A 24,738-nucleotide genomic window follows, 5' to 3' on the forward strand; every position below is an offset into this window, starting at 1 on the left:
AGTCGGTGTGGATCCCCGCTTCGATCGGCCTGGTGTTGCCTGCAGATGTCTCGCTCACGCCAACCACAGTACGGGCACTCAGATGCGGCGGAAGAGGGCGGCGAGGGCCTGGCCGCCCCCGATGCACATCGTCACGACGCCGGTCTCGAGGTCACGACGGTGCAGGTCCTTGGCCACACGTAGCGACAGGATCGCTCCGGTGGCGCCCACCGGGTGGCCGAGGGCGATGGCGCCGCCGTAGGGGTTGACCTTGTCGGGATTGAGCCTGGCGTCTCGCACGACGGCCACGGCCTGTGACGCGAAGGCCTCGTTGACCTCGAAGGTGTCGATGTCGTCGGGGCTCAGACCCGTCTGGGCAAAGAGCTTCTCGAGCGCGATGACCGGGGCGTAGCCCATGAGCTCGGGCTCCATCGCTCCCGTGGTGACGGCTTCGAGCGTGACGAGACCCGTGAGCCCACGCTCGGCGGCGACGGATGCGCGTGCCAGGACGACCGCGGCCGCGCCGTCGTTGATACCCGACGCGTTGCCGGCCGTGACGGTGCCGTTCTTGTCGAAGGCCGGGCGCAGGCCCGCGAGGATCTCGAGCGTCGTCTCGGGCTTGGGGTGCTCGTCCTCGGTGGCCGTGAACGGCTTGCGCCCACCGACCTCAACAGGTGTGATCTCCTGCGAGAACGCCGCGCGGCCGGCCTCACTCGCGGCCGACTGCTGGCTGCGGAACGCGAACTCGTCCTGCTGCTCGCGGCTCACGTCATAGCGTTTGGCGACGTTCTCCGCGGTGATGCCCATGCCGATGTCGTGGAACGGATCGGTGAGCATCATCATCGTGCCGTCGACGAGCTCACGGTTCCCGAGTCGATACCCCGCACGGGCACCGAAGTCATAGAACGGCATGCGCGACATCGACTCGTCGCCACCGGCGAGGGCGAAATCGACTCCGCCCCAACGCATCTGCATCGCCGCCGACCAGATCGCCTGCAGGCCCGAGCCACACAGACGATTGACCGTGTATGCCGGTGCCGACGTCGGGAGTCCGGCTGCCAGTGCCACTCGGCGGGCGTTGTAGGCGTCCGGCCCGACCTGGCCGATGCAGCCCATGACGACCTCGTCGATGTCCTCGGGCGCGACGCCGGAGCGGACCAGGGCCTCGCGAGCTGCCGTCGCGCCGAGCTCGTGGGCGGGGACGTCCTTGAACATCCCGCCGAAGCTGCCGATCGGGGTGCGGGCGCCGTCGAGCAGGACGATCTTCTCTGCGGTCTCTGAGCTCATCCCGCCATCGTAGGAACCCCTTCGAGCACGGGACAGGGCGCCGGGGTGTGAGTTGTGCTGGACTGCTGCGCATGGAGCACACCGCAGTCGTCCTCGTCGCCCACGGCACCCGGGACTCTCGCGGCGCCGAGACGGTGCGCCGGCTCGCCCGTCGAGTCGCTGAGGCCTTGCCGACCCAGGAGGTGGCGCTCGCCTACGTCGACGTGCAGGAACCGCTGGTCGGAGATGTGCTCGATGACGTCGGGACCCGGCACTCGTCCATGGTGGTCGTGCCCCTGCTGCTCAGCCGTGGGTTCCACGTCGATGTCGACATTGCCAACGCCGTCGCTGCGCACCACGGGTCGCGGGCCGTGGCTCCACTCGGCCCAGACCCGTTGCTCGCAGCCCTCATGGCCCAGCGCCTGCGCGCGAGCAACGTGGCGCCCGGAACACATGTGGTCCTGGCGGCGGCGGGGTCGAGTCGCGCCGTGGCCGCCGAGGACGTCGAGACGGCGGCCGACCAGCTCGCCCATGAGTGGGGCGGGCCCGTGACGGTCGCGTATGCCGCGGGCACCCAGCCCTCGGTGCCGGACGCCGTCGCTGCTGCTCGAACTGCTGGGGCCTCAACGGTCGCCGTGGCGTCCTACCTGTTGGCAGAGGGCTTCTTCCACGACCGGCTGTCCGACGCCGGCGCCGACGTCGTGACCCCGCCGCTCGGTGATGACGACGCCGTCCTCGCGGTCGTCCTCAGTCGTTGGTGATGTCTCGATGCCAGGACTCGGTCCTGTAGGCCGTTTCCCATCCGAGCGAGACGTAGAGGCCATCCGCTCCAGTGGGGGAGTCGTCGTCGACCTCGAGTCCGACGCGGTTGTTGCCGCGCTCGGCCGCATCACGAATCACCGTGTGCAGCAACGCCTTTGCGACGCCGCGACCGCGCGCGAGTCGGTGGACGCCGATGTAGTCGACATAGGTGCCGTAGGCGCCTGAGGCATCCGGCGGGACGACGGTTGCGACGAGCGCACCGCCGGGCACCATCTCACCGTCGTCGTCGATCTCCGCGATCCACCAGTGGTCCCACCGATGTCCCGGGTCCTCGCGCAGCCGCGACAGGAACTCGGGGAAGGACTCGCGATAGCTGTTGAAGTGGTCCGCGAACGACTCCTCGAGCATGCGGTGCACGGTCTGGAGGTCGGCGGCGACCGGAAGCCCGGTGTCGTGCTTGGCCACCCGGCGGATCGTCACACCTTCACGGACGGCGGGGAGCCCACCCTCCTCGGCTTCCTCCGGCGTCACGGGGCGTGACATCTGCAGCCACGTGCGGGTCTGGCGGTAGCCCGCTGCCGTCAGCCATCGGCGCTGGCGCTGGTCGTCGGCGTAGGCGCCGGAGTCGAGCTGGGTGCCGGGCAACACACGTCCGGTCGCGATGACCCGGCCCGCTTCCTCAGCCCACGTGAACAGCGCGGACGCGAGCGCGTCGGCGTCGGCCTCGTCGATGCCGTCGACGGCCACCGTCACCTCGACGAGGGTGCGGCCACCGGCGCGGTCATGGGTCGTCGCCCAACCGAGCACCGACCCGTCAGCGTCTGTCACCAACGCCTGGTGTCGGGTCCAGGACCCCTTGCCAGCAACGTTGCTCTCGATCACGTCGGTGTCGACCGAACCCGAGCCCTTGGCCATCTGCTGGTGCGCCTGCGACAGGGCCACGAGGGCGTCCACGTCCTCACGCGAGGGGACACGCACAACCCAGCCGGACGGCATACCCGTCAGGTCTGGCAGGCCTGATTGTGCTGGCGGAATCTCGGTCTCGGACAACGGATCTGGCGTCGACGACGTCATGCGATGGGTCCTCCGGACTGGACGATCGGGACAAGGTCGGCGATCGAGTCCATCACAGCGGTGGGTCGATACGGAAACAGCTCGACCTGGTCCGGACGCGTCGACCCGGTGAGCACGAGCACCGTCCGAAGTCCGGCTTCGAGCCCGGAGACCATGTCGGTGTCCATGCGGTCGCCGATCATCACGGTGGTCTCGGAATGGGCGTCGAGCCGGTTGAGGGCGCTGCGCATCATGAGCGGGTTGGGCTTGCCGACGTAGTAGGGCTGGCGCCCGGTCGCGGTCGAGATGAGCGCGGCGACGGATCCGGTGGCGGGCAGGATCCCCTCGGGCGACGGCCCGCTCACGTCGGGGTTCGTCGCGATGAAGCGGGCGCCCTTCTCGATGAGCCTGATGGCCTGGGTGATCTGCTCGAACGAGTAGGTGCGCGTCTCGCCGAGGACCACGTAGTCCGGCTTGCGGCTCGTGAGGATGTAGCCGACGTCGTGCAGTGCGGTGGTGAGACCGGCTTCGCCGACGACGTATGCCGTGCCGCCGGGTCGCTGGTCGGCGAGGAACTGCGCCGTCGCCATGGCCGAGGTCCAGATGGACTCCTCGGGCACGTCGATGCCACTGGCGAGCAGCCGGGCACGCAGGTCTCGCGCCGTGTAGATCGAGTTGTTCGTGAGGACGAGGAAGGGCAGGCCCGCGGCCTTGAGAGCCTCGATGAAGTCTGCGGCTCCGGGGATCGCGTGCTCCTCGTGCACGAGGACGCCATCCATGTCGGTGAGCCAGGTCTCGATCGCTTGCGGGTGAGTCATCCTGCGGTCTCAATCCATCGCTCTGTCATGTGGTCATTGTCGCGCCTACGGTGGAGGCATGGCACAACCAGACGACAACCGAGACCCGGCACACCGCAGCGAGTCCGACACGATGGGCTCGATCGACGTCCCCGTTGACGCCTACTGGGGTGCGCAGACGCAACGCAGCATCGAGAACTTCGACATCGGGCGCGACACGTTCGTGTGGGGCCGTCCGATGATCCGGGCGCTGGGCATCCTCAAGAAGGCTGCGGCACAGGCGAATGGTGAGCTGGGTGAGCTGCCCGCCGACGTCGCCGACCTCGTCGTGCGGGCCGCGGACGACGTCATCTCTGGGTCCCTCGACGCGCAGTTCCCCCTCGTCGTCTTCCAGACCGGGTCCGGCACGCAGTCCAACATGAACGCCAACGAGGTCGTGTCGAACCGCGCCATCGAGCTCGCCGACGGGGTGCGCGGCTCCAAGACGCCCGTCCACCCCAACGACCACGTCAACCGCGGTCAGTCGAGCAACGACACCTTCCCGACGGCCATGCACATCGCCGTGGTCCTCGAGGTCGTCGAACGCCTGGAGCCGGCGGTCGCGGAGCTGCGCGACGTCCTCGACGGCAAGGCCACGGCATACAAGGACGTCGTCATGGTCGGTCGCACGCACCTCCAGGACGCCACCCCGGTGACCCTCGGGCAGGTCTTCGGCGGCTGGGTCGCGCAGATCGACGAAGCCGTGAAAGCCCTGGGGTATGCCGTGGAGTCGGCTCGCGCTCTGGCCATCGGTGGCACTGCGGTCGGGACGGGGCTCAACGCGCACCCGCGGTTCGGCGCACTGGCGGCGGAGAAGATCGCGGCAGAGACGGGCCAGGCCTTCCGCCAGGCTCCCGACCTGTTTGCGGCCCTCTCGGCGCACGATGCCCTCGTCGGTGTCAGCGCTGGCCTCCGCACGCTCGGCGGCGTCCTCATGAAGGTCGCCAACGACGTCCGCTGGTATGCCTCTGGACCGCGAAATGGTCTGGGGGAGTTGCGGATTCCCGAGAACGAGCCCGGGTCGTCGATCATGCCGGGCAAGGTGAACCCCACCCAGGCCGAAGCACTGACGATGGTGGCGACCCGGGTTTTCGGCAATGACGCGACGGTCGCCTTTGCCGGGTCACAGGGCAACTTCCAGCTCAACGTCTACAAGCCGGTCATGGCCCACGCGGTGCTCGAGTCGATCCGCCTGCTCGCGGACGGGTGCCGGTCGTTCACTGCCCACTGCGCCCGCGGAATCGAGCCCAACACCGAGCGGATCGAGGCCAACCTCGCCAGCAACCTCATGCTCGTCACCGCGCTCAACCGTCACATCGGTTATGACAAGGCCGCCGCGATCGCGAAGCACGCGCACCGTGAGGGGCTCTCCTTGCGCGATGCGGCACTGGCGTCGGGTGATGTCACCGGCGAGCAGTTCGACGAGTGGGTCGTTCCCGAGGACATGACCCACCCCTGACCGGTGACGCCCTACCAAGGACACCAGCCTCTCGTCAAGCCCGCGGCGAGTTCTCGCCATGGGCTCGACGGTCGGCGTCTCGACACGTCATCCTCGGATCGTCACGGGCCAGCAGGGGGGTCCGTGAACGCCCCGCAGTCCGGCCACCGGCAGTGGAGGTCGGAGGGGAGTGCCCTGGCGTCGCGAGGAGTCGGGAAGGCGCTTCCCTCCCGGCCGCGGCGGCCTCCAGCACAGTCATGTGCTGTGCCGACCACGACCGAGCATGTTGAGGATCGCCTCGCCCCGTGAGCGGGCTTGGGTAATCTGCAGGATGGTGGCGACGTCGCGGGCCACGGTGCGCTCCGAGATGCCGAGCTGCCGGGCAATGGTCGCGTCAGTCCTGCCCAGGCACACCGCCCGGGCCACGTCGAGTTGTCGGGCGATGAGCGTGGGTAGGGCGCCGTCGGTCAAGACGGGTGTCGACTCGCGCCACGTGCTGTGCCAGAGGTCAAGGGCATTCTGCAGGAGCGGATTGAAGCGGAGCGCCTTGGGTGGTGTGATCGTCCGTAGGTCGACTCCACGAGCCCGCGAGCGCGCATCCAGCTCGTAGGTCTCGTCCTCCGGGTCGAACCGTGGCTGGGGCTGCAGGCTCCATACCGAGCGTCGGGTTCGCCGCTCCAGCTCCACCTTGGCGGGTGCGACGGCTGCCCGGCCGATGCCGAGTAGCGCCAACCCGGATGGGAGGTCCCGGCCCGGATGCGCGACCTCGTTCATTTGGCCCATGAGGGTGAGCGCCAGTCCTTGCGCTTCCGACCCGTGTCCCCTCCTTCCCTCAGGTGCGGCTCTGTCGCCCGCGCCCCAGCATGTTGAGCACGGCCTCGGCCCGAGAGTTCGCCTCGGTGATCTCAAGGATGGCGGCGACATGTCGTGCGATCGTCCGCTCGGACGTCCCGATCTGTCGGGCGATGGCGGCGTCCGTCTTCCCCAGGCACACGGCGCGGGCCACGTCGAGTTGGCGGGGGCTGAGCGGCGGCTCGGCTCCCTCGGGCAGCGCAGGACGCGATTCGGCAAAGGTGGCGTGCCACACGGCCAGAGCGCGCTCGAGGAACTCGCCGCTGCTGGCCAGCCAGGCCGTGGTGTAGCCGTCGACCGTGTCAGGACCGGCGACAACGGCCATCCGTCCATCCACGACGATGCATTTGAAGAGCACAGGTCCGATCCGCACGTTCGTGTTCAGGGACGTGAGGAGTGGGTTGAAACGCAACGTTCGCGGCAGGGTGATCGTCTGCACGTCGATGCCCCGGTCTCGTGACCGGGCGTCCAGGCTGTACGACACGTCCTCCGGGTCGAAGATCACTGTTGGGACGGTGTTCCAAACGCTTTTGCGGGCCCGTGGCTCAAGCGTGGCCAGACGCTCCATCACCTCGGCCTGACCCACACCGAACGTGCTGAGCCCTGGGGGTGGCTGCAGGCCGGGGTGTGCGACCTCGTTCATGCGACCCATGAAGTCCCGAGCCAGCTGATGGGCCTCGGACATTTCTGCGGCACCCCCCTGAGTTGTCGTTGTCTGCTCAAGTATCTGCGAATGTCCGGTCAGGTGTCCTGTCCATGTCCAGAAACGCCGTCCGTGCGACGCAGCGTCCACCGGATCACGGGCGGGCGAACGGCCGCGCACACCGGGCCACCACGCGCGTCGACCAGGGGCAGCCGACCCTCGAGAACTGCTCCGTCGGGTGCCGAGGCCATCTCGGCCGGGTCGAGGACGCCGAGCATGAGCTTGGCGCGCCGGAAGCCCTCGAAACCGTGGGTCGAGTCGTGCCCCCAACACAGATAGAGGAAGCGCTCGCCGCGCCTGCCCTGCACCCACGGCCCGCGGTAGTCCACGCCAGCCGGGGTCACGACGACGTCCAGCTCCGCGTCGAAGGTCATAGTCGTCCCCTCGACGGGACGCGGTGACACGACGTCGCGACCACGCTGCATACCCACAAAGACGTCCTGCCCGTCGAAAACCGTTGCAGGCAGCGAGACTCCGACGATGCGCACGTCCATCTCCTCATCCTCGCAAGACTCGCGTCGATCCACCGCAACAAACGCCGGACTAGGTTGAGCGCCATGAACTTCACCGCACCTTCACCTCACGGCGGCATGGGCGCCACCCCGGTCGACGATGGTGTGACGTTTCGGGTCTGGGCACCCCATGCCCAGCACGTCTGGGTCATCGGCGACTTCAACGGGTGGGACAGCGGCAACAACCCGCAGTTCGAGCACGATGGTGACGGCACCTCCGGCACCTGGTCCGTGCACGTCCCCGGGGCGCGGGCCGGGCAGCAATACCAGTTCCAGGTCGACACGGGTTCCGAGGTCGTGTGGCGGGCGGACCCCTACGCGCGCCAGATGACGAACTCCGTGGGCAACTGCGTTGTCTACGACCCGAATTCGTTCGATTGGGGTGACAACGGATTCCGTATGCCGTCCTGGGACGACGTGGTCATCTACGAGATGCACGTGGGCACCTTCGGGCGCGACTCGGGTTCACGGGGGAGCTTCGAGTCGGCGATCGCCGAGCTCGACCACCTGCGCGACCTCGGCGTCTCCGTGATCCAGGTGATGCCGCCGTTCGAGTACGCGGGCGACATCTCATGGGGCTACAACCCGAGCCACCTGTTTGCCGTCGAGTCAACGTATGGCGGGCCGGACGCGTTCAAGCGGTTCATCAAGGCAGCTCACGAGCACGGCATGGCCGTGATCGTCGACGTCGTCCACAACCACATCGGTCCGTCGGACCTCGACCTGTGGCGGTTCGACGGCTGGTCCGAGGGCAATGGTGGGGGCATCTACTTCTACAACGACTGGCGCGCGGCGACGCCGTGGGGAGCCACCCGCCCCGACTACGGGCGTCCAGAGGTGCGCTCCTATCTGCGTGACAGCGCGATGCTCTGGCTCGAGGAGTTCCGTTGTGACGGGCTGCGATTCGACGCCACCAACTACATCCGGTCCGCCACCGGAGGAACGTGGGACGGCGGTGCGGCCATCCCCGACGGTGCCGAGTACCTCTCGTGGCTCACCTCCGAGATCAAGGCGAAGCAGCCATGGAAGCTCCTCATCGCCGAGGACCTCCAGAACGACCCGGCGGTGACGACGATGACCGAGCAGGGTGGCCTGGGCTTCCACGCCCAGTGGGACGCCGGCTTCGTCCACCCCGTCCGCAAGGCCCTCACGGAACTCAGTGACGAGAACCGCGACGTCGAGGTCGTGGCCAGCGCCGTCCTCGGCGAAGGACGCGGGCCGGCCGGGACCCGGGTCATCTACACGGAGTCGCACGACGAGGTCGCCAACGGCAAGACGCGCCTGCCCGAGGCCGTGGCCCCGGGTGATGCAAACTCCTGGGCCGCGAAGAAGAGGGCAGCCCTCGGCTTCGTCACCGTGATGTGCGCCCCGGGTCTGCCGATGCTCTTCCAGGGCCAGGAGTTCCTCGAGGACCGCTGGTTCGACGACTCGGTGCAGCTCGACTGGGGCAAGTCCGAGTCGAACTCCGGCCTCATGGCACTGCACCGTGACCTGATCCGGTTGCGCCGCAACGCTGACGGCGTCAGTCGAGGGCTTCGCGGGGTCGGCATCAACCCGCTCCGGATCGACAACTCGGCCAAGATCCTGGCGTTCCACCGATGGGCCGAGGGCGGAGTTCACGACGACACGGTCGTCGTCCTCAACTACTCGACCCAGGTGCAGGGCGAGCTGCCCGTCGGTCTCCCTGCGCCCGGACTCTGGAAGGTGCGCTTCAACTCCGACTCGTCGGTCTATGCGCCGGACTTCGGCGGCACCGACGCGTTTGACGTCGAGGCGAGCGGCCCAGCCATGGATGGTTGCGGACAGAGCGCGGTCCTCACCCTCGGCCCCTACAGCGCGGTCGTCCTCACCCGGGAGTCCTGAGGCTCACTACCGTCTTCGTGCCCCATACGGACACGATCCGTGCGCCTTCGGCCGACGGATCACGTCCGTATGGGGCACGAAGGCGGGGGAGGTGGGTCAGCCAAGATGAGAATGGTTATCATCTAGGGCATGACTCATCTCCCCGTCTTCCTTGTCGCCGGTCTCGCCGAGGCCCCCATGTCGGCTGCCGCCATGGGCCTGCCGTGCGACCTGCCCGGCGCCGTCCTCCTTCGCCACGACATCGATGTGGAGCGACGCACCCTCACTCGCACCATCGCCGATCTCACCGGAATCCTCGAGCGCGAGGTCATCTACCTCGAACACCTCTGCGTCTCCTGCGCCATCCGGGAGGACGTCGTGCCGACCCTCGAGCGACTCGCCGCCCTCGACCGCTGGGAGGCCGTCGTGACTCACCTTCCGCTCGCGGCCGATCCGACGCAGGTATGCCGGGTGATCGAGCCCGACCATGGTCGCTCGCGCGGGTTCCGGGTCGCCGGAGTCGTCGTGGGGCTCGAAGGGGAGACGGTGAGGGAAGACCTCGTCGGCGGCGACCTTCTCGTGGAACGCGGCCTGACGACGTCGAGCGAGGACCGGCGCGGCCTGGCGGAGGTCACTGCTTCCCTCATCGAGTACGCCGACATCGTCGCCGTCTTCGGGGACTCGGACGGCACTGGTCCCGACGGTGTCGACCTCGGTCTTGTCGACGCGCTCTCCCGCCCGGGTGCGCTCGTCCTCACGGATTGGCCCGGGCTGCACGCTCGCGACCTGCTCCACGGCATACACGACCACGCCGCCTCGGAGGCCTGGGTCGACGAGGTGCGGCGAGGCGCGATGCCACCGTCACGAGCGCCCGGAGTGTGGACGCTGGACCTCGTCTCGTCCCGGCCGCTCCACCCCGGCCGGTTCCAGGCCGAGATTGCTGCCCTCGCACTGGGCGGTCACCGCAGTCGCGGCTGCTTCCATCTGGCCAGCAGGCCAGGGGTGGTCTGCGGTTGGGCCGGTGCCGGCGACGCGTTGAGCATCGGCAGCGTCGGCGAATGGGGCGGCGAGGAGCCGATCACGCGCATCGTCGTGCACGGCATCGCCGAGGGCGGTGCGGGCGAGGCAGAACGAGAGGTGGCAGAGCGCAAGCACTGCATCCAACGAGCGTTCGATGCCGCTCTCCTCACCGACGAAGAGCTTCGGGCCGGCCCGGTCGAGGCGGCGCGGGCCGACGGACTGGAGACCTGGCTCGGCCCCATCGACACCGCCGCCTGAATCCGACTTCGTGCCCCGCACGGACACGTACCACCGGGCGGAAGCCAGGGGCGTGTAGTTGCGCGGTCGCTCTTTCCACTGCCGTTCGGCCTACGCACATGTATGAGTGGTATCGCACGTATGTCATGAATGTGCTGTATCGTTACGAACATGACCGAACCCACAGCGCCAGCAGCCGCCCCCTCGGGGCCGGTCGTCGTCAAGAGGTCCCGCATCAGTCAGGCGGACATCCCGTCCATCAGCCTTGAGAAGGCCCGTCGTGTCCCGCAGGTCATCAGCGACTACTACGCGTCCCATCCGACGCGTCCCTTGGACGTGGCGTCCGCTCTGGACATGACCCCTTCGTCTGGGACTTTCCGAGTGCTGTGCGGGGCTGCGGTGGGCTACGGCCTGACGGACGGAGGCCCCAACGCCCCTCTCATCTCGCTGGCTCCGCTCGGTAGCCGGGCGGTGTCTCCCACCGAGGTCGATGACGACAAACATGCGCTGAGGGAGGCCGCGCTGAAGCCGACCGTCGCCAACCAGTTCTACACGCGCTACGACGGTGCACAGCTTCCGCCGAAGAACATCGCTGAGAACGTTCTGCGCAACGTCCTGTCGGTGCCGGCCGACCGCACGAGTGATGTGTATGACCTGCTCCTCGAGAACGCCAGGTTCGTTGGCTTCGTGAAGTCCATCAAGGACAAGGAGTTCATCGACATCACAGGGCCGAATGCCGGTGGAGGCGGCTCACCGGCCACTCCCACGAGCGCGGCGAGCACCCCGGCGCCCAGCCCCGACCTTGACGACGAGGGGACCGAGGAGGACGAGGAGACCGGGGCCGTCGAGAACGTCGCGCCCGAGGGCCCCCCGACACCCCCGGCACCCGTTCACAAGAACGCCATCTTCGTCGGCCACGGGGGTAATCGGAAGCCCATGGAGCAGCTGGTGAAGATCCTGAATGAGTACGGCATCCCGCACAAGGAGGCCGTCGACGAGGCCAACCACGCCCGACCGATTTCGGTGAAGGTCGCCGAGACCATGCGCGAGTGTGGCGCCGCGATCTTGGTCTTCACGGCGGACAAGGAGTACTTCGACAAGGACGGACACAGCATCTGGCGTCCTAGCGAGAACGTCTCACACGAGTTGGGCGCCGCCTCTGTGCTCTACGGCGAACGGATCGTGATCTTCAAGGAGAGGGGCATCGAGTTGCCGTCGAACTTCAGCAGCATCGGCTACATCGAGTTTGAGAAGGACAAGCTGAGCGACAAGGGGATCGAGTTGTTCCGCGAGCTGGTCAGCATGAAGATTCTCACGATCTCGGTGGGCTGACCTCTACAAGAACGCGGCCTGTGAGATCACCTGAGATCGCAGGTCGAGGCCCCAAATGGGGCCGGGCCGACGCGGCAACGTCGGCCCAGCAAGAAGAACACATCCAACCCTTAGGAGACTGACTATGCCCTCGCGCAACAGGCTACCGGAGTGGCCGCCCACGCCCAACCCCCCGTGGAACTGGGGAGGCGGGCTTCTCGTGATCGTGGTGGTCGCGTCGTCTATCCCGTGGCAGGAGTTCGGGGTCAGCATCTTGCTCCGCCGCTGACTCCTTCCGCACACACTGGCGCCCCACCCCTGGAGGAGGACAACGGGGGCGGGGCGTCAGCTGGGGCGGACTAGCGTCGACGTCACTCGGTGGCTCGGGTTCGCTCCCTACTTCGATTCGAAGCCGACCCTTCGCGCTGGTCCTCGCCGCCGCCGAGCGGGTGGGAGGACTGATCAAAGCACCACCCGCCCGGCGAGCGGACAATCAGGCACTGATGGTCGCCTTGACGACACCCGAGCGCAGAAGCACACCCATCTGCGCGCGGGTCTCGAGCCGAGCACGCACCCCGTTCTTGGCGAAGTCGTCGTTCTGGACGCCTCAGCTGCCGCGGACCTCGCCGTCCGTGAACAGTTTCACGCTGCCCTCGGCGAGGCCGGAGCCGCCGCGCCGGTCGGGACGGGGGTGGACAGCGCCACCGGCCACCCCACACCTGTCGCTTCTCGGTCGATCGGAAGCTGGCCCTGCGACCCGAGAAGGTATCCACAGGTCGCGCCGTTCTCGCGGAGCAACTCGATCGCCTCCCAGCTGGCCGGGTTCATGACCACCAGATACGGCACGAGGCTGACGTTCTCCAGAGCGGTGATCGCCTTCAAATGGTGGTCAGCGCGTCCACGGTGAACGCCACCAGTTGAATGCCATTCGCGGTGGTGATACCCGACAAGTTCTCCCGGTGCCGTCACCGTTGAGCGCCTGCACCGCGATCGCTTCGAGGAGGCCGGAGGCGAGTTCGGCCTGGACGAACTGACCCAGCGACGCGCTGTTCGAGAGCCAGTACTCGGGGATGGCCTCGCTCAGGTGGGGCAATCACGCGCAGCCGCGCCTCGATCCGCTGGAGCGTGACACCGACGTCGGCCTGATCGCACCCGCCGCGACGGGCGGAGCGTTGTTGGTGCGGGTGACCTGTCGGAGGAACGAAGAGTCTTCGTCGACGTCGCGCTCCACCGGAATCGACTCGATGAACGACACCGGAGCCCGTTCCTTCAGCACGGTGAGATCGAGGTCCGTGGTCTCGGTGACCTGAGAGCCGACCGAAGGAGTGCCTTGATGCCGAGCTGCGAACCCTCGTTGTAACGGACGAGTCGCTGAGCGACGCCTTGAAGCTCAGGCCGCGTGGACCGTCCCCGCCGTCGCGTCGCGACTTGCCGAACTGGGCGAAGAGCGCCTCGTCGTCCCGACCACCTGCCAGCCGCGCGCAGCGGCGTATTGCTCCGCGGCTTGGACCTGCCGGGCGATGGAGACTGAAGCCTCCTGAGCGACGGAGGTGCGGGCATAGATGACGGCCAGGAGAGCGCTTGACTTGACCATGCGCATACGGAAACCGGATCATTCCGGGCCGGGTTCCGGCGGCGAGGGCCCCCGTTGGCGTGTCCGGGAGGGGCACGAAGCCGAAAGAGGTCAGCCGGTGACGTAGGTGTCGGCGACGGCCAGGGCCGCGTCGAGCTTCTCGAGTCCTTCGCGCATCTCGACGGCCGTCGTCGTGCACGGCGGCGCGACGTGGGTGCGGTTGAAGTGGATGAAGGGCCACAGGCCGTTCTTCTTGCACTCGGCAGCGAACGCGCCCATGGGAGCTGCGGCCGGGCCCGAGGCGTTGAACGGGACCAACGGCTCGCGGGTCTCACGCGAGCGGACGAGCTCAACGGCATACATGAATCCGACTCCGCGAACGTCCCCGACGGACGGGTGCCGCTCGGCAATCGCTTCCAGTCCCGGCCGCAGGACGGTCTCCTCGACGCCGCGCACGTGCTCGAGGATGCCTTCCTCCTTGAAGATGCCGATCGACGCGACGGCCGAGGCGCACGCGAGTGGGTGCCCCGAGTAGGTCAGGCCGCCCGGGTAGGCGCGGTCGGCAAAGGTCGCCGCGATCGTCGCCGAGATGACGACACCGCCCAGCGGCACGTAGCCCGAGTTCACGCCCTTCGCGAAGCAGATGAGATCCGGGGTGACGCCCCATCGATCGATCGCGAACCACTCACCGCAGCGCCCGAACCCGGCCATGACCTCATCGGCGATGAAGACGATGCCGTTGTCGTCGCAGATCTCACGCACGCCGGCGAGGTAGCGATCCGGCGGGACGAGAACGCCGTTGGTCCCGACGACGGTCTCGAGCATGATCGCGGCGATCGTCGACGCGCCCTCGACCATGACCGTGTCGCGCAGGTGCTGCAGAGCGCGCTCGCACTCCTGCGCCTCGGTGCTCGCGTGGAAGGCCGAGCGATACAGATAGGGCCCCCAGAAGTGCACGATCCCCGGCACCGACGGCTCCGATGCCCAGCGCCGGGGCTCGCCCGTCGCCGCGATCGCCCCCGCCGTCGCGCCGTGATAGCTGCGGTAGGTCGTCAGGACCTTCTGGCGGCCGGTGTGCAGGCGCGCCATGCGCATCGCGTTCTCGGTCGCCTCGGCGCCGCCATTGGTGAAGAACACGGTGTCCAGGTCGCCCGGAGCGAGCTCGGCGATGAGCCGGGCGGCCTCCGAGCGGGCCTCATTGGCAAATGAGGGCGCCACCGTGAGGAGCTTGCCAGCCTGCTCCTGGATGGCAGCGACGAGCTTCGGGTGCTGGTAGCCGATGTTGACGTTGACGAGCTGGCTCGAGAAGTCGAGGTACTTCGAGCCGTCGGCCGTCCAGAAGTGCGAACCCTGGGCTTTCGTGAGCTCGGGGGGCGAGATCTGCGCCTGCGCGGACCACGAGTGGAAGACGTGGGCGCGGTCGGCATCGGTGGTCGTGCTCGTCGAGTGGGTCGGGTTCGTCGTGGTCACCCTCGGCAGCATATGGGCGTGGGGGCGAAGGCGTCACGAGTCACATGGTTGACCCTGTTCAATCACCCCATTTTGTCGCTACTCTGGGAAGAGCCGGGCGCGCGTCGTGAACCCCTGTACCGACGCGCGCCCTTGGCGTGTCCCGGGGTCTGTTCTTCAGACCGGCGTATGCCGTCTGTGCCCGTTCGGATGATCTGCGTCCCTCTCGGTGTTGTCTCGAGGGATCCCACCCCTGACACCCAAGGAGTTCTGCATGGCCACCGTCGAGCTGACCGCCGACACGTTCGAGAAGACCGTCACGAGCAACGACATCGTCCTCGTCGACTTCTGGGCCGAATGGTGTGGTCCGTGCAAGCGCTTCGGCCCCGTCTTCGAGGAGTCGTCGCAGAGGCACCCCGATGTCGTCTTCGGCAAGATCGACACGGAGGCAGAGCAGCAGCTCGCCGCAGCCGCACAGATCACGTCGATCCCCACCCTCATGGCGTTCCGCGACTCGATCCTGGTGTTCTCCCAGCCCGGCGCCCTTCCCGGCCCGGCGCTCGAGGGAATCATCGAGAAGATCAAGGAGCTCGACATGGACGAGGTGCGCTCCAGGGTCGCTCAGGAGCAGCAGACCCAGGCCGCCGCCCCGGAGGCCTGATCCTCCGCACACTGCTTGGATGACGGTGTGCCCTCACCGCCCCCGTACGTCGCCCTCGGAGACTCGTATGCCGCCGGCGTCGGCGGTGGGGCCAAGCGCAACGAGTGCTGGCGCGCGGTGGGGGGCTATCCGGTCCTCGTCGCTCGCACGCTCGGGCTGCACCTCGCCTACCAGGGGTGCATCGGCGCGACCATCGCCAACGTCGAACGCGACCAGATGCAGGCTCTCGGTCCGGAGACCACGCACGTCACCCTGACCGTCGGTGGCAACGACATCGGGTTCGTGCCCGTCCTCATCGAGTGCGCCAAGCCGTCCTGGATGTCCGACTCGGACCCGGTCATCGATGACGCGCTGGCGATCCTGCGGACCCAGCTGCCGGACCGTCTCGCGGCGCTCCTGGCGACCATCGCGAAACGCGCGCCGAACGCCGAAGTCGCCGTCACGGCATACCCCGTGTTGTTCAACGGCGAGGACTGCAACGCGCTGACCTTCTTCAGCCCCCACGAGATGGGGCGCATCAAGAACGGCGTGGACGAGCTCGCCGACGTCATCGGCGCGGCGGCGCGCGATGCCGGCGCTGCCTTCGTGGACCCTCGCCCGCCCTTCGCCGGGCACGCGATCTGCGACGACCTTGAGTGGCTCAACGGCGCCTCCCTGCCCCTCGAGCAGTCCTTCCATCCCAACGCGGACGGCCATGCGGCCTACGCGCGGCTGGTCACCACGGAGTTCGATGCGGCGAGTGCCGACCTCGGGCCCGAGCGCGACGTGCGCGTCATCGAGGGCCCGGCGAGTCGCGGTGACGCCCCGACCTTCAGGCTGCCCGACCTGCTGTCTCCCCAGAGTCTCGACGGTGCCCGACGTCACGGGCTCGATCCGAGCCGCGTGGAGGTGCTGGTGCGTGAGGGTCGGCACGAGGAACTGCAGGCGCTCGACCGCGAGGTGCGTGCGCGGCTGCAGAAATGAAGCAGCGCCGAGCCGACATTGGCTCAGCGCTGGACAGCGGCATGCAGGTCCGTCAGACGTTGCGGTGCTGCTGGAACTGCGAGGCCACCATGAGCTCGTGGTTGGCGCGGGTGAAGTCCATGTCGACGGTGGTCGACCAGCCGGAGGTGCCCTGGCGACGGAAGTTGCGGAGGCGGTCGGCGATGCGGTGGGCGGTGTTGAGGGTCTGGGTGCGGGGGATCATGAAGGCAATGATCCAACCTTCAACTCCTTAGCACAACGTGACTTTACTTAGGGGTTGTTAAGTAGCACTGTAGTATTACGGCATGCTTGATCCGCACCGTCTCAGGGTGTTTCGGGCCGTCGTCAGCAGCGGATCCGTGCAGGCTGCGGCCGACAACCTCGGCCTGACGTCGAGCGCCGTGAGCCAGCACCTCAGCGCTCTCGCGCGCGAGACCGGGCTCGTGCTCTTCCAGCGGGCGGGCCGGGGGATCGCGACGACCCCGGCGGGCCTGGAGCTCGCCTCCCAGAGCGAGGAGGCGATGAGTCAGTGGGGCCGGCTCGACTCCGTCGTCAACGACCTGCGCGAGGGGCGCAGTGGTCGGTTGACCGTGGGCTACTTCGCCTCTGCCGGGTCGGCGTGGATGCCCAACCTCGTCAAGCGGCTGACCCTCGAGCGGCCCGACCTCACCGTCGACCTCATCCTCACCGAGGCCACCAACCGCAACGTCAGACCGGACATCGACGTCGTCACGGACCTCCCCGACACGGCTCCGCCGGCGGGCTACCGGCGCGTGCACCTGGCGAGCGACCCCTATGTCGCAGTGCTTCCGCGGGATCATGAGCTCGCCCCGCAGCGGGCCGTGGGCCTGGCCGACCTGCGCGGCGAGACGTGGGTGTCCAACGACCTCGCGGGCAACCCGGGACACAAGATCCTCGTGCAGGCCTGTGCCGCAGCGGGATTCACGCCGCGCTTCGCGGTCCAGGCGCAGGACCACTACTCGGCCATCCAGTTCGTCGCTGCGGGCGTGGGGATATCGGTGATGCCGCGGCTGGCTGCGCGCTCGCTGCCACCCGAGGTGGTGCGACGTCGCATCACCGACCCGGCGCCCGTGCGCGAGGTCGTGGCGATGGTCCGCGAATCCGGGGGCCGCAACCCCGCCGCCGAGCGGATGCTGGAGATGCTCGTCGAGCTCAATGCCCACCCCACCCGCCGAGGCCGCCCAGCTTCCAGCTGACCCCTCCCTCCTCTCGTCCCTTTCTCGCCCATTCCCCCGACATGGACGGACATGCCTCGACACCGCGATCGGCGCCCTCGATGGAGGAGACCTGTGATGACCGCGAAGGCGACGCTGACCGACCGCTACGTGTGGACCGTGACCCGGCACCTGCTCGACGACTTCGGCCCAGACGTGGCGCAGGAGCTGCGCGGCACGCTCGCCTCCGAGGACGTCAGGGACGGGCGGCTTCGGCCTGGCGTCGCAGACCATCGAGGATGAGGTCGAGGCCCGCGGTGAACTGAAGGAAGTCGTCGTGGTCGCGGAACTCCGTGACGATGCGATGGACGAACGGGAACTGCTCCGGGTCGAGGTGAGCCCACCGATCGACCATGTCGTCGAAGTACTCCTGCTGGCCCTGTGGCTGCCCCGATGCAACCGGGGGCGCCTCCTGGTAGGCCATCTGGCCGCCGGTGCCGATGACGTAGTTCATGAACGCCGAGATCCCGTGGAAGAGCTGGGTCTTCGTGAGCCCCAGTGGCAGGAGTTGCTGGCCGGCGAGCTCGAAGAAGCGCAACGAGTTCGACTCGACCTCGGTGCTGCGCAGCATCGTGGTCGCGGCCCAGGGGTGGGCGTCGAGGTGGGTGAAGAGCGTGGTGCCCATGAGGCGCAGTGACGCGAGGCGGACGTCGATGTCGTCCGTGACGGGGAGGTTCGCGGCCTCGACCTCGTCCGCGGCTCGGCCCACGATGGCGTCCGTGGCCAGGCTGATGAGCTGTTCCTTGCTCCGGACGTACCAGTAGAGGCTGCCCACCCCGCCGCCGAGACGGGCGGCCAGTCCTCTGAAGGTGAGACCGGTTTCGCCCTCGGTGTCGAGCAGTTCGATGGCTCCGCCGAGGACGGCTTCGAGGGACAGCTGGGCGCGAACTCGGCCCCTGGGTCCGCGAGGTCCGCCAGCACCGCGGGGTCCCCGATCGGCCGGCTGGGGCGTCGCGCGAGCGCGGCCACGGCTGGGCGCGCGTCGGGGGTTTTCACGTTCGGGCACGAGCCGAGGGTACCGGGACTTGCAGGAATATCGAACGTGGTTCTATTCTCGAACTCAGTTCGATAACCGAACGTCGTTCGATAACGGACGACCCCTCACTCTTTCAGCCCCCCAGGAGGCCGACATGTCCACCACTACACCGGCATACGCCCCGCCCGACCCGGACCGGAGCGGGACTCCCGCCACGTCCACGAAGCCGACCACGCTGCTCGCCGCGTGGCCCGCCCTGCTCGCGCTCTGTCTCACGATGCTCGTCGAGATGCTCGACAACACCCTGCTCACCGTCGCCCTGCCGACCATCGGACGCGACCTCGCGTCCGGGACCACGGGTCTGCAGTGGATGGTCGCGGCCTACTCGCTCACCTTCGGCGGGCTGCTGCTCGTCGGCGGCTCGCTCGGCGACCGGTTCGGCCGCAAACGCATGCTCATCGCCGGGCTCGTCGGTTTCGGCGCGACCAGTGCGCTCGTGCCGCTGGTCGGCTCGACCGGGCAGTTCATCGCGTTGCGCGCGGCCACTGGCGTCTTCGCGGCTCTCGTCACGCCGGGCACGATGTCACTGCTCTTCCGTCTCTTCGACGACACCACACTGCGCATGCGCGCCATCGGCATCATCATGTCGGTGGCCATGGCCGGCTTCGCGATCGGACCCGTCCTCGGCGGTCTTGCCGTCTCCCACTTCCCCTGGGAGGTCCTCATCCTCGTCAACGTCCCGGCGACCCTCATCGCCGTCATCGGGGTGAGTTGGGGCATCCCGGCCGATGACCCGAACACGTTGCGCCGCAATGGTTCTGACATCCTGGGTGCGGTCCTTTCCATCGCTTCCCTCACCCTGTCGCTCTATGCCCTGACGTTGGGTGTCTCCGACGGCTGGTCCTCGCCGACAACTCTCGGCTGCGCCGCTGCGGCCATCGCTGCGGTGGTCGGCTTCGTCGTGCGGGAACGCACTGCATCCGACCCGATGCTCGACCTCGGCCTCCTCGCTCGGCCCGCGGTCCGCGGCGGCATGCTGCTCCAGACCGCGGTCATGACGGCCATGGTCGGCATGGGCTTCGCCAGCACCCAGCTGCTGCAGTACGCATGGGGTTGGTCGCCCATGCACGCGGGATTCGGCACCCTGCCGATCGTGGCGGGAATGTTCCTGGCCGCGCCCGCGACGGATCGCATGGTCTCCCGCCTCGGCCACCGGATGACCTGCCTCGTGGGGGTCGGGCTCGCCATCGTCGGCCTCGCGTCCGTGGCCGTGGGCGCACCCCACGGCTACCTCGGCGTGGGTGCCGGGATGTTCGCTCTGGCGGTGGGGGTGCGGTTCGTCATGACGACCTGTGCGATCGCCCTGATGGAGGAGCTGCCCGAAACCCACACCTCGATGGGATCCGCGCTCAATGACACTGCGCAGGAGCTCGGCAACTCCATGGGCGTCGCGGTCGTCGGCACCGTCATGGCCGCCGTCGTCGGCGTCCTCCTTCCGGAGGGCGCGTGGGGGCCGCTGCTCACCCACGAGTTCGTCCACGGGCTGCAGATCGCCTGCGGCGTCCTGGTTGCGGTCGTCGTCGCAGTGGCCGCGCTCGGACTCGGCAGTCTCACCAACTCACGTACCCTCGAGGAGCACCCCGAGCCATCCGAGGCCTCAGCCGCGTGACGTGAGTGAGGGACGGGTGTGGGGTGGGTGGAGCAGTTGCGTGGCCACGACGGCGGACGGGTTGAGCGGTCCGTAGATGTGCGGGAACTGCTCACCCGTCTCGGGGTTGCCCACCTCGCGCACCAGCGGCGACGTCAGCAGGGCCGGGTCGATCGTCAGCAGGACGAGGTCGTGGGCGACTCCGCCGTAGAAGTTCGAGAGCACGAAGTCGAGCTGGTCCGCCTCGCAGCAGTGGATGAAACCTTCGTCCTCCAGCGATCGGCCCAACGTCGACTCAGTGAAGGTGTCGTCCTCGACCGCCCGAGCCCAGGTGTCGGGCGCGGTGACGTGATGGATCACTTCTTGGTGACCTTGTCGATCGACATCACGAGGATGACGCGGTCGGCCTTGTCCGGCGGGATGGGCGTCTCGGGGTTGCCGTAGCGCGCACCGAGCACGGGATAGAACTCGCCCTCGGGGTCGGGGATGACCTCGATGAGGCGACCACGCAGCTCGACGAAGCGGTAGGCGTTGTCGGGATCGATGACCTCCATCGCCATCGCCGGGTTCGCCTGGAGGTTGCGGAACTTCGCCCGCTTGTTGGTGTGCGTGAACCGGACGGTGTTGCTCTGCGCGTCGTAGAGGAACCACATCGGGTTCACCTGGGGTGAGCCGTCGGGCCGCACCGTCGCGAGGTGCCCGTAGTTCGGGTCGGTGAGGAGGTGGACGAATTCGTCGGGAACTGTCGCCATGGCACCCAACCTACGCCGCGGCATACGCTCCCGTTCATGACGATCCGCGAGGCGACGCCCGACGATGTTCCGGCCATCCTGCAGCTGGTCCGCGACCTCGCGGTCTACGAGAAGGAGCCAGACGCGGCCAAGGCAACCGAAGCGCAGTTCCACGCAGCGCTCTTCCCGGCGACGGGCACACCCACGACGTTCGCCCACGTTGCCGAGGTCGACGGGACGATCGTCGGGATGGCGGTCTGGTACCTCACCTTCTCGACATGGACCGGGGTCAACGGCATCTGGCTCGAGGACCTCTTCGTCCAACCCGAGCAGCGCGGCAGGGGTCTGGGGCGCGACCTGCTCGCGACCCTTGCGCGCACGTGCGTGGAGCGCGGCTACACGCGCCTCGAGTGGTGGGTGCTCAACTGGAACGAGCCGTCGATCGGCTTCTACAAGAGCCTCGGCGCGGTGCCGCAGGACGAGTGGAGCGTCTTCCGCATGGACGGTTCGGCGCTCACCACCCTGGGCGGCTGACAAAGCGGGTATGCCGCCGGGTCACGGCCAGATCGAGGTGACCCACTCGGGGTGATCGATGAACGGGTTCCGGTTGTGCTGCCACTGGGCGTGGATGCGGTCGTTGCGACGCTTCTCGAAGGTGTCCGGCGGGTCGCCCGCGCTCCAGGCCTTGAGGACCGAGAGCTTGCCGATGTAGGGCGCGGTGCCGTTGTTGACCGACTCGTTGGGCTCGAGGTTCGCTCGCCCGTCGTCGCCCTCGTAGCGGATCGCCATGTAGAGGATCATCCGGGCCACGTCGCCCTTGACGGCGTCGCGCGGCTCGAAGGAGTCGCTGTCGCGCCAGCAGTCGGAGCACTGGTTGACGGCCGAACCGCCGTTGTCGAAGTCGAGGCTGCCGCGGTCGGAGTTGACCGTGACGTCCTCCGGTCGCAGGTGGTGCACGTCGGTGCCGGGTCCGTTGGTCGTGCCGAAGTCGCCGTGGCTCTTGGCCCAGACGTGTTCACGGTTCCACTGGTCGACACCACCACCGTTGTTGGACTTGGCAATCGAGCGGCCCGAGTAGATCTCGATGACGTTGGCGCTGTTGCCCGGGTCCTGGTCGGTGTCCTTGAGGGCGTCCCACACCTGGTCGTAGGTGAGAACGGTCTGGTTCTGGATGATGCTGTGCAGCGACGTGCGCAGCGCCGAGCCGGACTTGCCGAGTGCACTGGCGTAGTAGGTGTCGGTGCCGCCGCCCGTCGAGGTGGGCGTCGGAGTGGGGGTGGGCGTTGGGGTTCCAGTGGGCGTCGGGGTTGGAGTGGTCCCGACGGACGAGATGGCGGTCGGCGACTTGAGCCCGGCACGGGAGAAGTAGGCCGCGAGCGGGCCGGTGACGTCGATGACCTTGCCGAGGAGCGAGGGGTTGGTCTTCAGGCCCCAGGCGCTGCGCCACTGCGTCGTCAGCTGGACGTAGACCATCTTGCTGGTGTCGCTCTGGTTGGCCGTGTCGGCGAGAGCGATCGCGAGGTCGCCGGTGAATCCGCTGCGGTTGACCGTGGTCGTCGCGACCGGCTCACCGACGACGTAGCCGCGAACTGTCTGCGACGTCCCGTTCTGGCTGGCGATCGCCTGAGCCACCGTGAGGGGAGTGGCGGCGGTGGCGGTGCGGGCCGTGAAGGCGGTGAGCGCGATGGCGCTGATGAGGGCGACGAGCAGGAGCGCGGCAAGGGTGGCGACGCGTGTCTGGCTGCGAGTCGTGAGGGGCGCGCGGGGCGCGGTGGTGGGCATGCCGCTCAGCCTGCAGCCGGCATACGCCGCGTTGGGCAAAGCGAAGGTGAGGGTTCGGCAAGGGTTCGGCAAAGAGCGCAACTCGGGGTGAGACCCTGAGCCACCTCAGGGTGGCCCAAGGGGTCGGTCGGGTCCCGTCCCCGATGTGTGCGACCCCGGCCGGCCGCGAGGGTTGCGACCATGATCACCGTCGAGTCACTCACCAGGAAGTACGGCGACCACATCGCCGTCGACAACATCTCCTTCACTGCCCGCCCCGGTCGGGTCACCGGCTTCCTCGGCCCCAACGGCGCCGGAAAGTCCACGACGATGCGCGTGATGGTCGGGCTCACCCCGCCCACCAGCGGATCGGCCACCATCGAGGGCAAGCGCTTCGTCGACCTGCCCAACCCGGGCCTCGAGGTCGGCGTCCTGCTCGACGCCTCGGCCCAGCACGCCGGTCGCACCGGGCGCGAGATCCTCACCGTCGCCGCCATGACCATGGGCCTGCCCGCGTCCCGCGTCGACGAGATGCTCGGACGGGTCAGTCTCACCCCGACCGAGGCCGGGCGGCGGGTACGCAACTACTCGCTCGGCATGCGCCAGCGGCTCGGCATCGCCACCGCCCTCATCGGCGATCCGCACGTGCTGATCCTCGACGAGCCGGCCAACGGTCTCGACCCGGCCGGCATCCGCTGGATGCGTGACCTCCTGCGTGGCTATGCCAACGCCGGGGGCACCGTCCTGCTCTCCTCCCACCTGCTGCACGAGATCGAGGTCATCGCCGACGACATCGTCGTGATCGGCAACGGCCGCATCGTCGCCCAGGGCACCAAGGACGAGCTCCTCGCCGCCGCGGGCACCGTGGTGCGCACGCCCGATCGCACTGAGCTGGCCGACGCCCTCACCCGAGGCGGAGTGGAGTTCACGTCGTCCGACGACGGCGCGCTGCGCACCGTGGCTGATCCCACGCTCGTCGGCCAGATCGCCCGCGACGCCGGGTGTGCCCTCACCGAACTCAAGTCCGCCGACGGTGCAGGCCTCGAAGAGATGTTCCTCGAGCTCACCGCCGACACCCAGCGAGAAGGAGTAGCAGCATGACCGCCACGACCCTGGCCACGGCCGAAGGCACCACCAGTCCCGTTGCGGCGCAGCGGCGTTCGGCCCCCACCCCGATCCCCACCAGTCGACTGCTGAAGGTCGAACTGCGCAAGATGTTCAACACCCGGTCCGGGATGTGGCTGATGTGCAGCATTGGCATCCTCGCCCTGTTGGCCACCGGTGCCGTCATGATCTTCGCTGCTGATGCGGACCTGACCTACGACAACTTCGGCGCCGCCATCGGCTTCCCGATGGTGATCATCCTGCCGATCATCGCCACCCTCTCCGTCACCAGCGAATGGAGCCAGCGGAGCGGTCTCACGACGTTCACGCTCGTGCCGCACCGCGGTCGGGTCATCGGCGCCAAGCTCGCCGTCGCGGTGCTCGTGGGTGTCGCCGCCATGGTCCTGGCGTTCTCCATCGGCGCCCTGGGCAACGTGGTCGGAGCCTCGACCGCCGGCATCGACCCCGTCTGGAACATGTCCGTCTCCCAGATGCTCACGATCACCCTCGCCACCGTGCTCAGCATGCTGATCGGCTTCATGCTCGGTGTCCTCATCCGCAACTCCCCGGGCGCCATCGTCGGCTACTTCATCTACAACTTCGTCCTGACTCCGCTCACGATGCTGCTCGCCTCGAGCCAGTCGTGGTTTCGGGACCTGCAGCCGTGGGTGGACTTCAACTTCACGCAGGGGTTCCTCTTCGAGGGCGACCTGACGAGCACGCAGTGGTCCCAGCTGGGCGTCACCGGACTGTTCTGGCTCGCCATCCCGCTCGCGATCGGCCTGTTCCTGGTCCGTCGCTCCGAGGTCAAGTAGTCGTGCCCCGG

Annotated in this window: 27 protein-coding genes; 13 read left to right on the top strand and 14 right to left on the bottom strand. The window is 68.1% G+C overall.

Annotation, left to right across the window (positions count from 1 at the left end):
* Positions 1-78: 78 nt before the first annotated feature.
* Positions 79-1,266: a thiolase family protein gene (locus ACFQRE_RS03320; RefSeq protein WP_380118885.1), complete on the bottom strand. Its 1,188-nt coding sequence runs from the start codon at positions 1,264-1,266 to the stop codon at positions 79-81.
* A 71-nt stretch (positions 1,267-1,337) separates the two neighbouring features.
* On the opposite strand from ACFQRE_RS03320, the gene ACFQRE_RS03325 reads away from it, so the two are divergent.
* On the top strand, positions 1,338-2,006 hold the full coding sequence (locus ACFQRE_RS03325; protein ID WP_380118888.1) for a sirohydrochlorin chelatase: 669 nt from the start codon (positions 1,338-1,340) through the stop codon (positions 2,004-2,006).
* Here ACFQRE_RS03325 and ACFQRE_RS03330 read toward each other — a convergent pair.
* Both ACFQRE_RS03330 and ACFQRE_RS03335 read right to left on the bottom strand, forming a co-directional pair.
* On the bottom strand, positions 1,993-3,081 hold the full coding sequence (locus tag ACFQRE_RS03330) for a GNAT family N-acetyltransferase (RefSeq protein ID WP_380118890.1): 1,089 nt from the start codon (positions 3,079-3,081) through the stop codon (positions 1,993-1,995). The genes ACFQRE_RS03325 and ACFQRE_RS03330 overlap by 14 nt on opposite strands.
* Complete coding sequence (locus tag ACFQRE_RS03335) at positions 3,078-3,878, bottom strand: HAD-IIA family hydrolase (protein ID WP_380118892.1); 801 nt, start codon at positions 3,876-3,878, stop codon at positions 3,078-3,080. Before ACFQRE_RS03335 ends, ACFQRE_RS03330 begins: the two co-directional genes overlap by 4 nt.
* Positions 3,879-3,936: 58 nt before the next feature.
* Between ACFQRE_RS03335 and fumC the strand changes: the two genes are divergently transcribed.
* Positions 3,937-5,355 carry a class II fumarate hydratase gene (fumC, locus tag ACFQRE_RS03340; RefSeq protein ID WP_380118894.1) on the top strand — a complete coding sequence of 473 codons (1,419 nt, stop codon included), beginning with the start codon at positions 3,937-3,939 and terminating at the stop codon, positions 5,353-5,355.
* A gap of 234 nt (positions 5,356-5,589) precedes the next feature.
* Here fumC and ACFQRE_RS03345 read toward each other — a convergent pair whose 3' ends face one another.
* The 3 genes from ACFQRE_RS03345 to ACFQRE_RS03355 form a co-directional block, all read right to left on the bottom strand.
* On the bottom strand, positions 5,590-6,108 hold the full coding sequence (locus ACFQRE_RS03345) for a helix-turn-helix transcriptional regulator (protein ID WP_380118896.1): 519 nt from the start codon (positions 6,106-6,108) through the stop codon (positions 5,590-5,592).
* A gap of 58 nt (positions 6,109-6,166) precedes the next feature.
* Positions 6,167-6,691, bottom strand: a complete 525-nt coding sequence (locus ACFQRE_RS03350) for a response regulator transcription factor (protein WP_380118898.1) — start codon at positions 6,689-6,691, stop codon at positions 6,167-6,169.
* A 236-nt stretch (positions 6,692-6,927) separates the two neighbouring features.
* Entirely contained in the window at positions 6,928-7,383 is a 456-nt protein-coding gene (locus ACFQRE_RS03355; RefSeq protein ID WP_380118900.1) for a DUF5990 family protein, read from the bottom strand.
* 63 nt (positions 7,384-7,446) lie between these two features.
* Between ACFQRE_RS03355 and ACFQRE_RS03360 the strand changes: the two genes are divergently transcribed.
* The 3 genes from ACFQRE_RS03360 (at position 7,447) to ACFQRE_RS03370 (ending at position 11,832) form a co-directional block, all read left to right on the top strand.
* Positions 7,447-9,264: an alpha-amylase family glycosyl hydrolase gene (locus ACFQRE_RS03360; protein ID WP_380118902.1), complete on the top strand. Its 1,818-nt coding sequence runs from the start codon at positions 7,447-7,449 to the stop codon at positions 9,262-9,264.
* Positions 9,265-9,393: 129 nt separating this feature from the next.
* Complete coding sequence (locus ACFQRE_RS03365; RefSeq protein WP_380118904.1) at positions 9,394-10,521, top strand: GTP-binding protein; 1,128 nt, start codon at positions 9,394-9,396, stop codon at positions 10,519-10,521.
* Between the two features lie 150 nt (positions 10,522-10,671).
* Positions 10,672-11,832 carry a TIR domain-containing protein gene (locus tag ACFQRE_RS03370; RefSeq protein ID WP_380118906.1) on the top strand — a complete coding sequence of 387 codons (1,161 nt, stop codon included), beginning with the start codon at positions 10,672-10,674 and terminating at the stop codon, positions 11,830-11,832.
* A gap of 621 nt (positions 11,833-12,453) precedes the next feature.
* Here ACFQRE_RS03370 and ACFQRE_RS03375 read toward each other — a convergent pair.
* The 3 genes from ACFQRE_RS03375 to ACFQRE_RS03385 form a co-directional block, all read right to left on the bottom strand.
* Positions 12,454-12,657: a hypothetical protein gene (locus ACFQRE_RS03375; protein WP_380118908.1), complete on the bottom strand. Its 204-nt coding sequence runs from the start codon at positions 12,655-12,657 to the stop codon at positions 12,454-12,456.
* A gap of 544 nt (positions 12,658-13,201) precedes the next feature.
* Complete coding sequence (locus ACFQRE_RS03380) at positions 13,202-13,405, bottom strand: recombinase family protein (protein WP_380118911.1); 204 nt, start codon at positions 13,403-13,405, stop codon at positions 13,202-13,204.
* Positions 13,406-13,495: 90 nt separating this feature from the next.
* Positions 13,496-14,866: an aspartate aminotransferase family protein gene (locus ACFQRE_RS03385; RefSeq protein WP_380118913.1), complete on the bottom strand. Its 1,371-nt coding sequence runs from the start codon at positions 14,864-14,866 to the stop codon at positions 13,496-13,498.
* 241 nt (positions 14,867-15,107) lie between these two features.
* Here ACFQRE_RS03385 and trxA point away from each other — a divergent pair, with 241 nt between their 5' ends.
* Positions 15,108-15,494 (top strand): thioredoxin, encoded by a 387-nt coding sequence (gene trxA / locus ACFQRE_RS03390; RefSeq protein ID WP_380118915.1) that lies wholly within the window; start codon positions 15,108-15,110, stop codon positions 15,492-15,494.
* A gap of 27 nt (positions 15,495-15,521) precedes the next feature.
* Positions 15,522-16,457 carry an SGNH/GDSL hydrolase family protein gene (locus ACFQRE_RS03395; protein WP_380118917.1) on the top strand — a complete coding sequence of 312 codons (936 nt, stop codon included), beginning with the start codon at positions 15,522-15,524 and terminating at the stop codon, positions 16,455-16,457.
* Positions 16,458-16,509: 52 nt separating this feature from the next.
* On the opposite strand, the gene ACFQRE_RS03400 is transcribed toward ACFQRE_RS03395, so the two are convergent.
* Positions 16,510-16,680: a hypothetical protein gene (locus ACFQRE_RS03400; RefSeq protein WP_380118920.1), complete on the bottom strand. Its 171-nt coding sequence runs from the start codon at positions 16,678-16,680 to the stop codon at positions 16,510-16,512.
* Positions 16,681-16,762: 82 nt separating this feature from the next.
* On the opposite strand from ACFQRE_RS03400, the gene ACFQRE_RS03405 reads away from it, so the two are divergent.
* Together ACFQRE_RS03405 and ACFQRE_RS03410 are read left to right on the top strand one after the other, a co-directional pair.
* The gene (locus tag ACFQRE_RS03405; RefSeq protein WP_380118922.1) at positions 16,763-17,674 is read left to right on the top strand and encodes a LysR family transcriptional regulator; all 912 of its coding nucleotides are present in this window, start codon (positions 16,763-16,765) and stop codon (positions 17,672-17,674) included.
* Between the two features lie 96 nt (positions 17,675-17,770).
* On the top strand, positions 17,771-17,935 hold the full coding sequence (locus ACFQRE_RS03410) for a hypothetical protein (protein WP_380118925.1): 165 nt from the start codon (positions 17,771-17,773) through the stop codon (positions 17,933-17,935).
* On the opposite strand, the gene ACFQRE_RS03415 is transcribed toward ACFQRE_RS03410, so the two are convergent.
* Positions 17,889-18,698 carry a TetR/AcrR family transcriptional regulator gene (locus tag ACFQRE_RS03415; RefSeq protein WP_380118927.1) on the bottom strand — a complete coding sequence of 270 codons (810 nt, stop codon included), beginning with the start codon at positions 18,696-18,698 and terminating at the stop codon, positions 17,889-17,891. The two genes, ACFQRE_RS03410 and ACFQRE_RS03415, sit on opposite strands and share 47 nt — an antisense overlap.
* 124 nt (positions 18,699-18,822) lie before the next feature.
* Between ACFQRE_RS03415 and ACFQRE_RS03420 the strand changes: the two genes are divergently transcribed.
* Positions 18,823-20,337 carry an MFS transporter gene (locus ACFQRE_RS03420; RefSeq protein ID WP_380118931.1) on the top strand — a complete coding sequence of 505 codons (1,515 nt, stop codon included), beginning with the start codon at positions 18,823-18,825 and terminating at the stop codon, positions 20,335-20,337.
* On the opposite strand, the gene ACFQRE_RS03425 is transcribed toward ACFQRE_RS03420, so the two are convergent.
* Positions 20,326-20,676 carry a DUF952 domain-containing protein gene (locus ACFQRE_RS03425; RefSeq protein WP_380118934.1) on the bottom strand — a complete coding sequence of 117 codons (351 nt, stop codon included), beginning with the start codon at positions 20,674-20,676 and terminating at the stop codon, positions 20,326-20,328. The genes ACFQRE_RS03420 and ACFQRE_RS03425 overlap by 12 nt on opposite strands.
* Positions 20,673-21,068: a PPOX class F420-dependent oxidoreductase gene (locus ACFQRE_RS03430; protein WP_380118937.1), complete on the bottom strand. Its 396-nt coding sequence runs from the start codon at positions 21,066-21,068 to the stop codon at positions 20,673-20,675. Before ACFQRE_RS03430 ends, ACFQRE_RS03425 begins: the two co-directional genes overlap by 4 nt.
* Positions 21,069-21,104: 36 nt before the next feature.
* Here ACFQRE_RS03430 and ACFQRE_RS03435 point away from each other — a divergent pair, with 36 nt between their 5' ends.
* The gene (locus ACFQRE_RS03435; RefSeq protein ID WP_380118940.1) at positions 21,105-21,581 is read left to right on the top strand and encodes a GNAT family N-acetyltransferase; all 477 of its coding nucleotides are present in this window, start codon (positions 21,105-21,107) and stop codon (positions 21,579-21,581) included.
* Positions 21,582-21,602: 21 nt separating this feature from the next.
* Here ACFQRE_RS03435 and ACFQRE_RS03440 read toward each other — a convergent pair whose 3' ends face one another.
* Positions 21,603-22,829 carry an endonuclease gene (locus ACFQRE_RS03440; RefSeq protein WP_380118942.1) on the bottom strand — a complete coding sequence of 409 codons (1,227 nt, stop codon included), beginning with the start codon at positions 22,827-22,829 and terminating at the stop codon, positions 21,603-21,605.
* Positions 22,830-23,009: 180 nt separating this feature from the next.
* Between ACFQRE_RS03440 and ACFQRE_RS03445 the strand changes: the two genes are divergently transcribed.
* Entirely contained in the window at positions 23,010-23,909 is a 900-nt protein-coding gene (locus ACFQRE_RS03445; RefSeq protein ID WP_380118944.1) for an ABC transporter ATP-binding protein, read from the top strand.
* On the top strand, positions 23,906-24,727 hold the full coding sequence (locus ACFQRE_RS03450; protein ID WP_380118946.1) for an ABC transporter permease: 822 nt from the start codon (positions 23,906-23,908) through the stop codon (positions 24,725-24,727). The genes ACFQRE_RS03445 and ACFQRE_RS03450 overlap by 4 nt, the downstream gene beginning before the upstream one ends.
* Positions 24,728-24,738 lie beyond the last annotated feature (11 nt).

Origin of the sequence: Knoellia pratensis (genome assembly GCF_042666395.1) — a bacterium.
Classification (GTDB): domain Bacteria; phylum Actinomycetota; class Actinomycetes; order Actinomycetales; family Dermatophilaceae; genus Knoellia; species Knoellia pratensis.

Bases quoted from the DNA above. Each gene is read 5' to 3' on its own strand.
- ACFQRE_RS03320 (WP_380118885.1), bottom strand. From the start codon at position 1,266: ATGAGCTCAGAGACCGCAGAGAAGATCGTCCTGCTCGACGGCGCCCGC.
- ACFQRE_RS03325 (WP_380118888.1), top strand. From the start codon at position 1,338: ATGGAGCACACCGCAGTCGTCCTCGTCGCCCACGGCACCCGGGACTCT.
- ACFQRE_RS03330 (WP_380118890.1), bottom strand. From the start codon at position 3,081: ATGACGTCGTCGACGCCAGATCCGTTGTCCGAGACCGAGATTCCGCCA.
- ACFQRE_RS03335 (WP_380118892.1), bottom strand. From the start codon at position 3,878: ATGACTCACCCGCAAGCGATCGAGACCTGGCTCACCGACATGGATGGC.
- fumC (WP_380118894.1), top strand. From the start codon at position 3,937: ATGGCACAACCAGACGACAACCGAGACCCGGCACACCGCAGCGAGTCC.
- ACFQRE_RS03345 (WP_380118896.1), bottom strand. From the start codon at position 6,108: ATGAACGAGGTCGCGCATCCGGGCCGGGACCTCCCATCCGGGTTGGCG.
- ACFQRE_RS03355 (WP_380118900.1), bottom strand. From the start codon at position 7,383: ATGGACGTGCGCATCGTCGGAGTCTCGCTGCCTGCAACGGTTTTCGAC.
- ACFQRE_RS03360 (WP_380118902.1), top strand. From the start codon at position 7,447: ATGAACTTCACCGCACCTTCACCTCACGGCGGCATGGGCGCCACCCCG.
- ACFQRE_RS03365 (WP_380118904.1), top strand. From the start codon at position 9,394: ATGACTCATCTCCCCGTCTTCCTTGTCGCCGGTCTCGCCGAGGCCCCC.
- ACFQRE_RS03370 (WP_380118906.1), top strand. From the start codon at position 10,672: ATGACCGAACCCACAGCGCCAGCAGCCGCCCCCTCGGGGCCGGTCGTC.
- ACFQRE_RS03380 (WP_380118911.1), bottom strand. From the start codon at position 13,405: ATGGTCAAGTCAAGCGCTCTCCTGGCCGTCATCTATGCCCGCACCTCC.
- ACFQRE_RS03385 (WP_380118913.1), bottom strand. From the start codon at position 14,866: ATGCTGCCGAGGGTGACCACGACGAACCCGACCCACTCGACGAGCACG.
- trxA (WP_380118915.1), top strand. From the start codon at position 15,108: ATGGCCACCGTCGAGCTGACCGCCGACACGTTCGAGAAGACCGTCACG.
- ACFQRE_RS03400 (WP_380118920.1), bottom strand. From the start codon at position 16,680: ATGATCCCCCGCACCCAGACCCTCAACACCGCCCACCGCATCGCCGAC.
- ACFQRE_RS03405 (WP_380118922.1), top strand. From the start codon at position 16,763: ATGCTTGATCCGCACCGTCTCAGGGTGTTTCGGGCCGTCGTCAGCAGC.
- ACFQRE_RS03410 (WP_380118925.1), top strand. From the start codon at position 17,771: ATGACCGCGAAGGCGACGCTGACCGACCGCTACGTGTGGACCGTGACC.
- ACFQRE_RS03420 (WP_380118931.1), top strand. From the start codon at position 18,823: ATGTCCACCACTACACCGGCATACGCCCCGCCCGACCCGGACCGGAGC.
- ACFQRE_RS03430 (WP_380118937.1), bottom strand. From the start codon at position 21,068: ATGGCGACAGTTCCCGACGAATTCGTCCACCTCCTCACCGACCCGAAC.
- ACFQRE_RS03435 (WP_380118940.1), top strand. From the start codon at position 21,105: ATGACGATCCGCGAGGCGACGCCCGACGATGTTCCGGCCATCCTGCAG.
- ACFQRE_RS03440 (WP_380118942.1), bottom strand. From the start codon at position 22,829: ATGCCCACCACCGCGCCCCGCGCGCCCCTCACGACTCGCAGCCAGACA.
- ACFQRE_RS03445 (WP_380118944.1), top strand. From the start codon at position 23,010: ATGATCACCGTCGAGTCACTCACCAGGAAGTACGGCGACCACATCGCC.
- ACFQRE_RS03450 (WP_380118946.1), top strand. From the start codon at position 23,906: ATGACCGCCACGACCCTGGCCACGGCCGAAGGCACCACCAGTCCCGTT.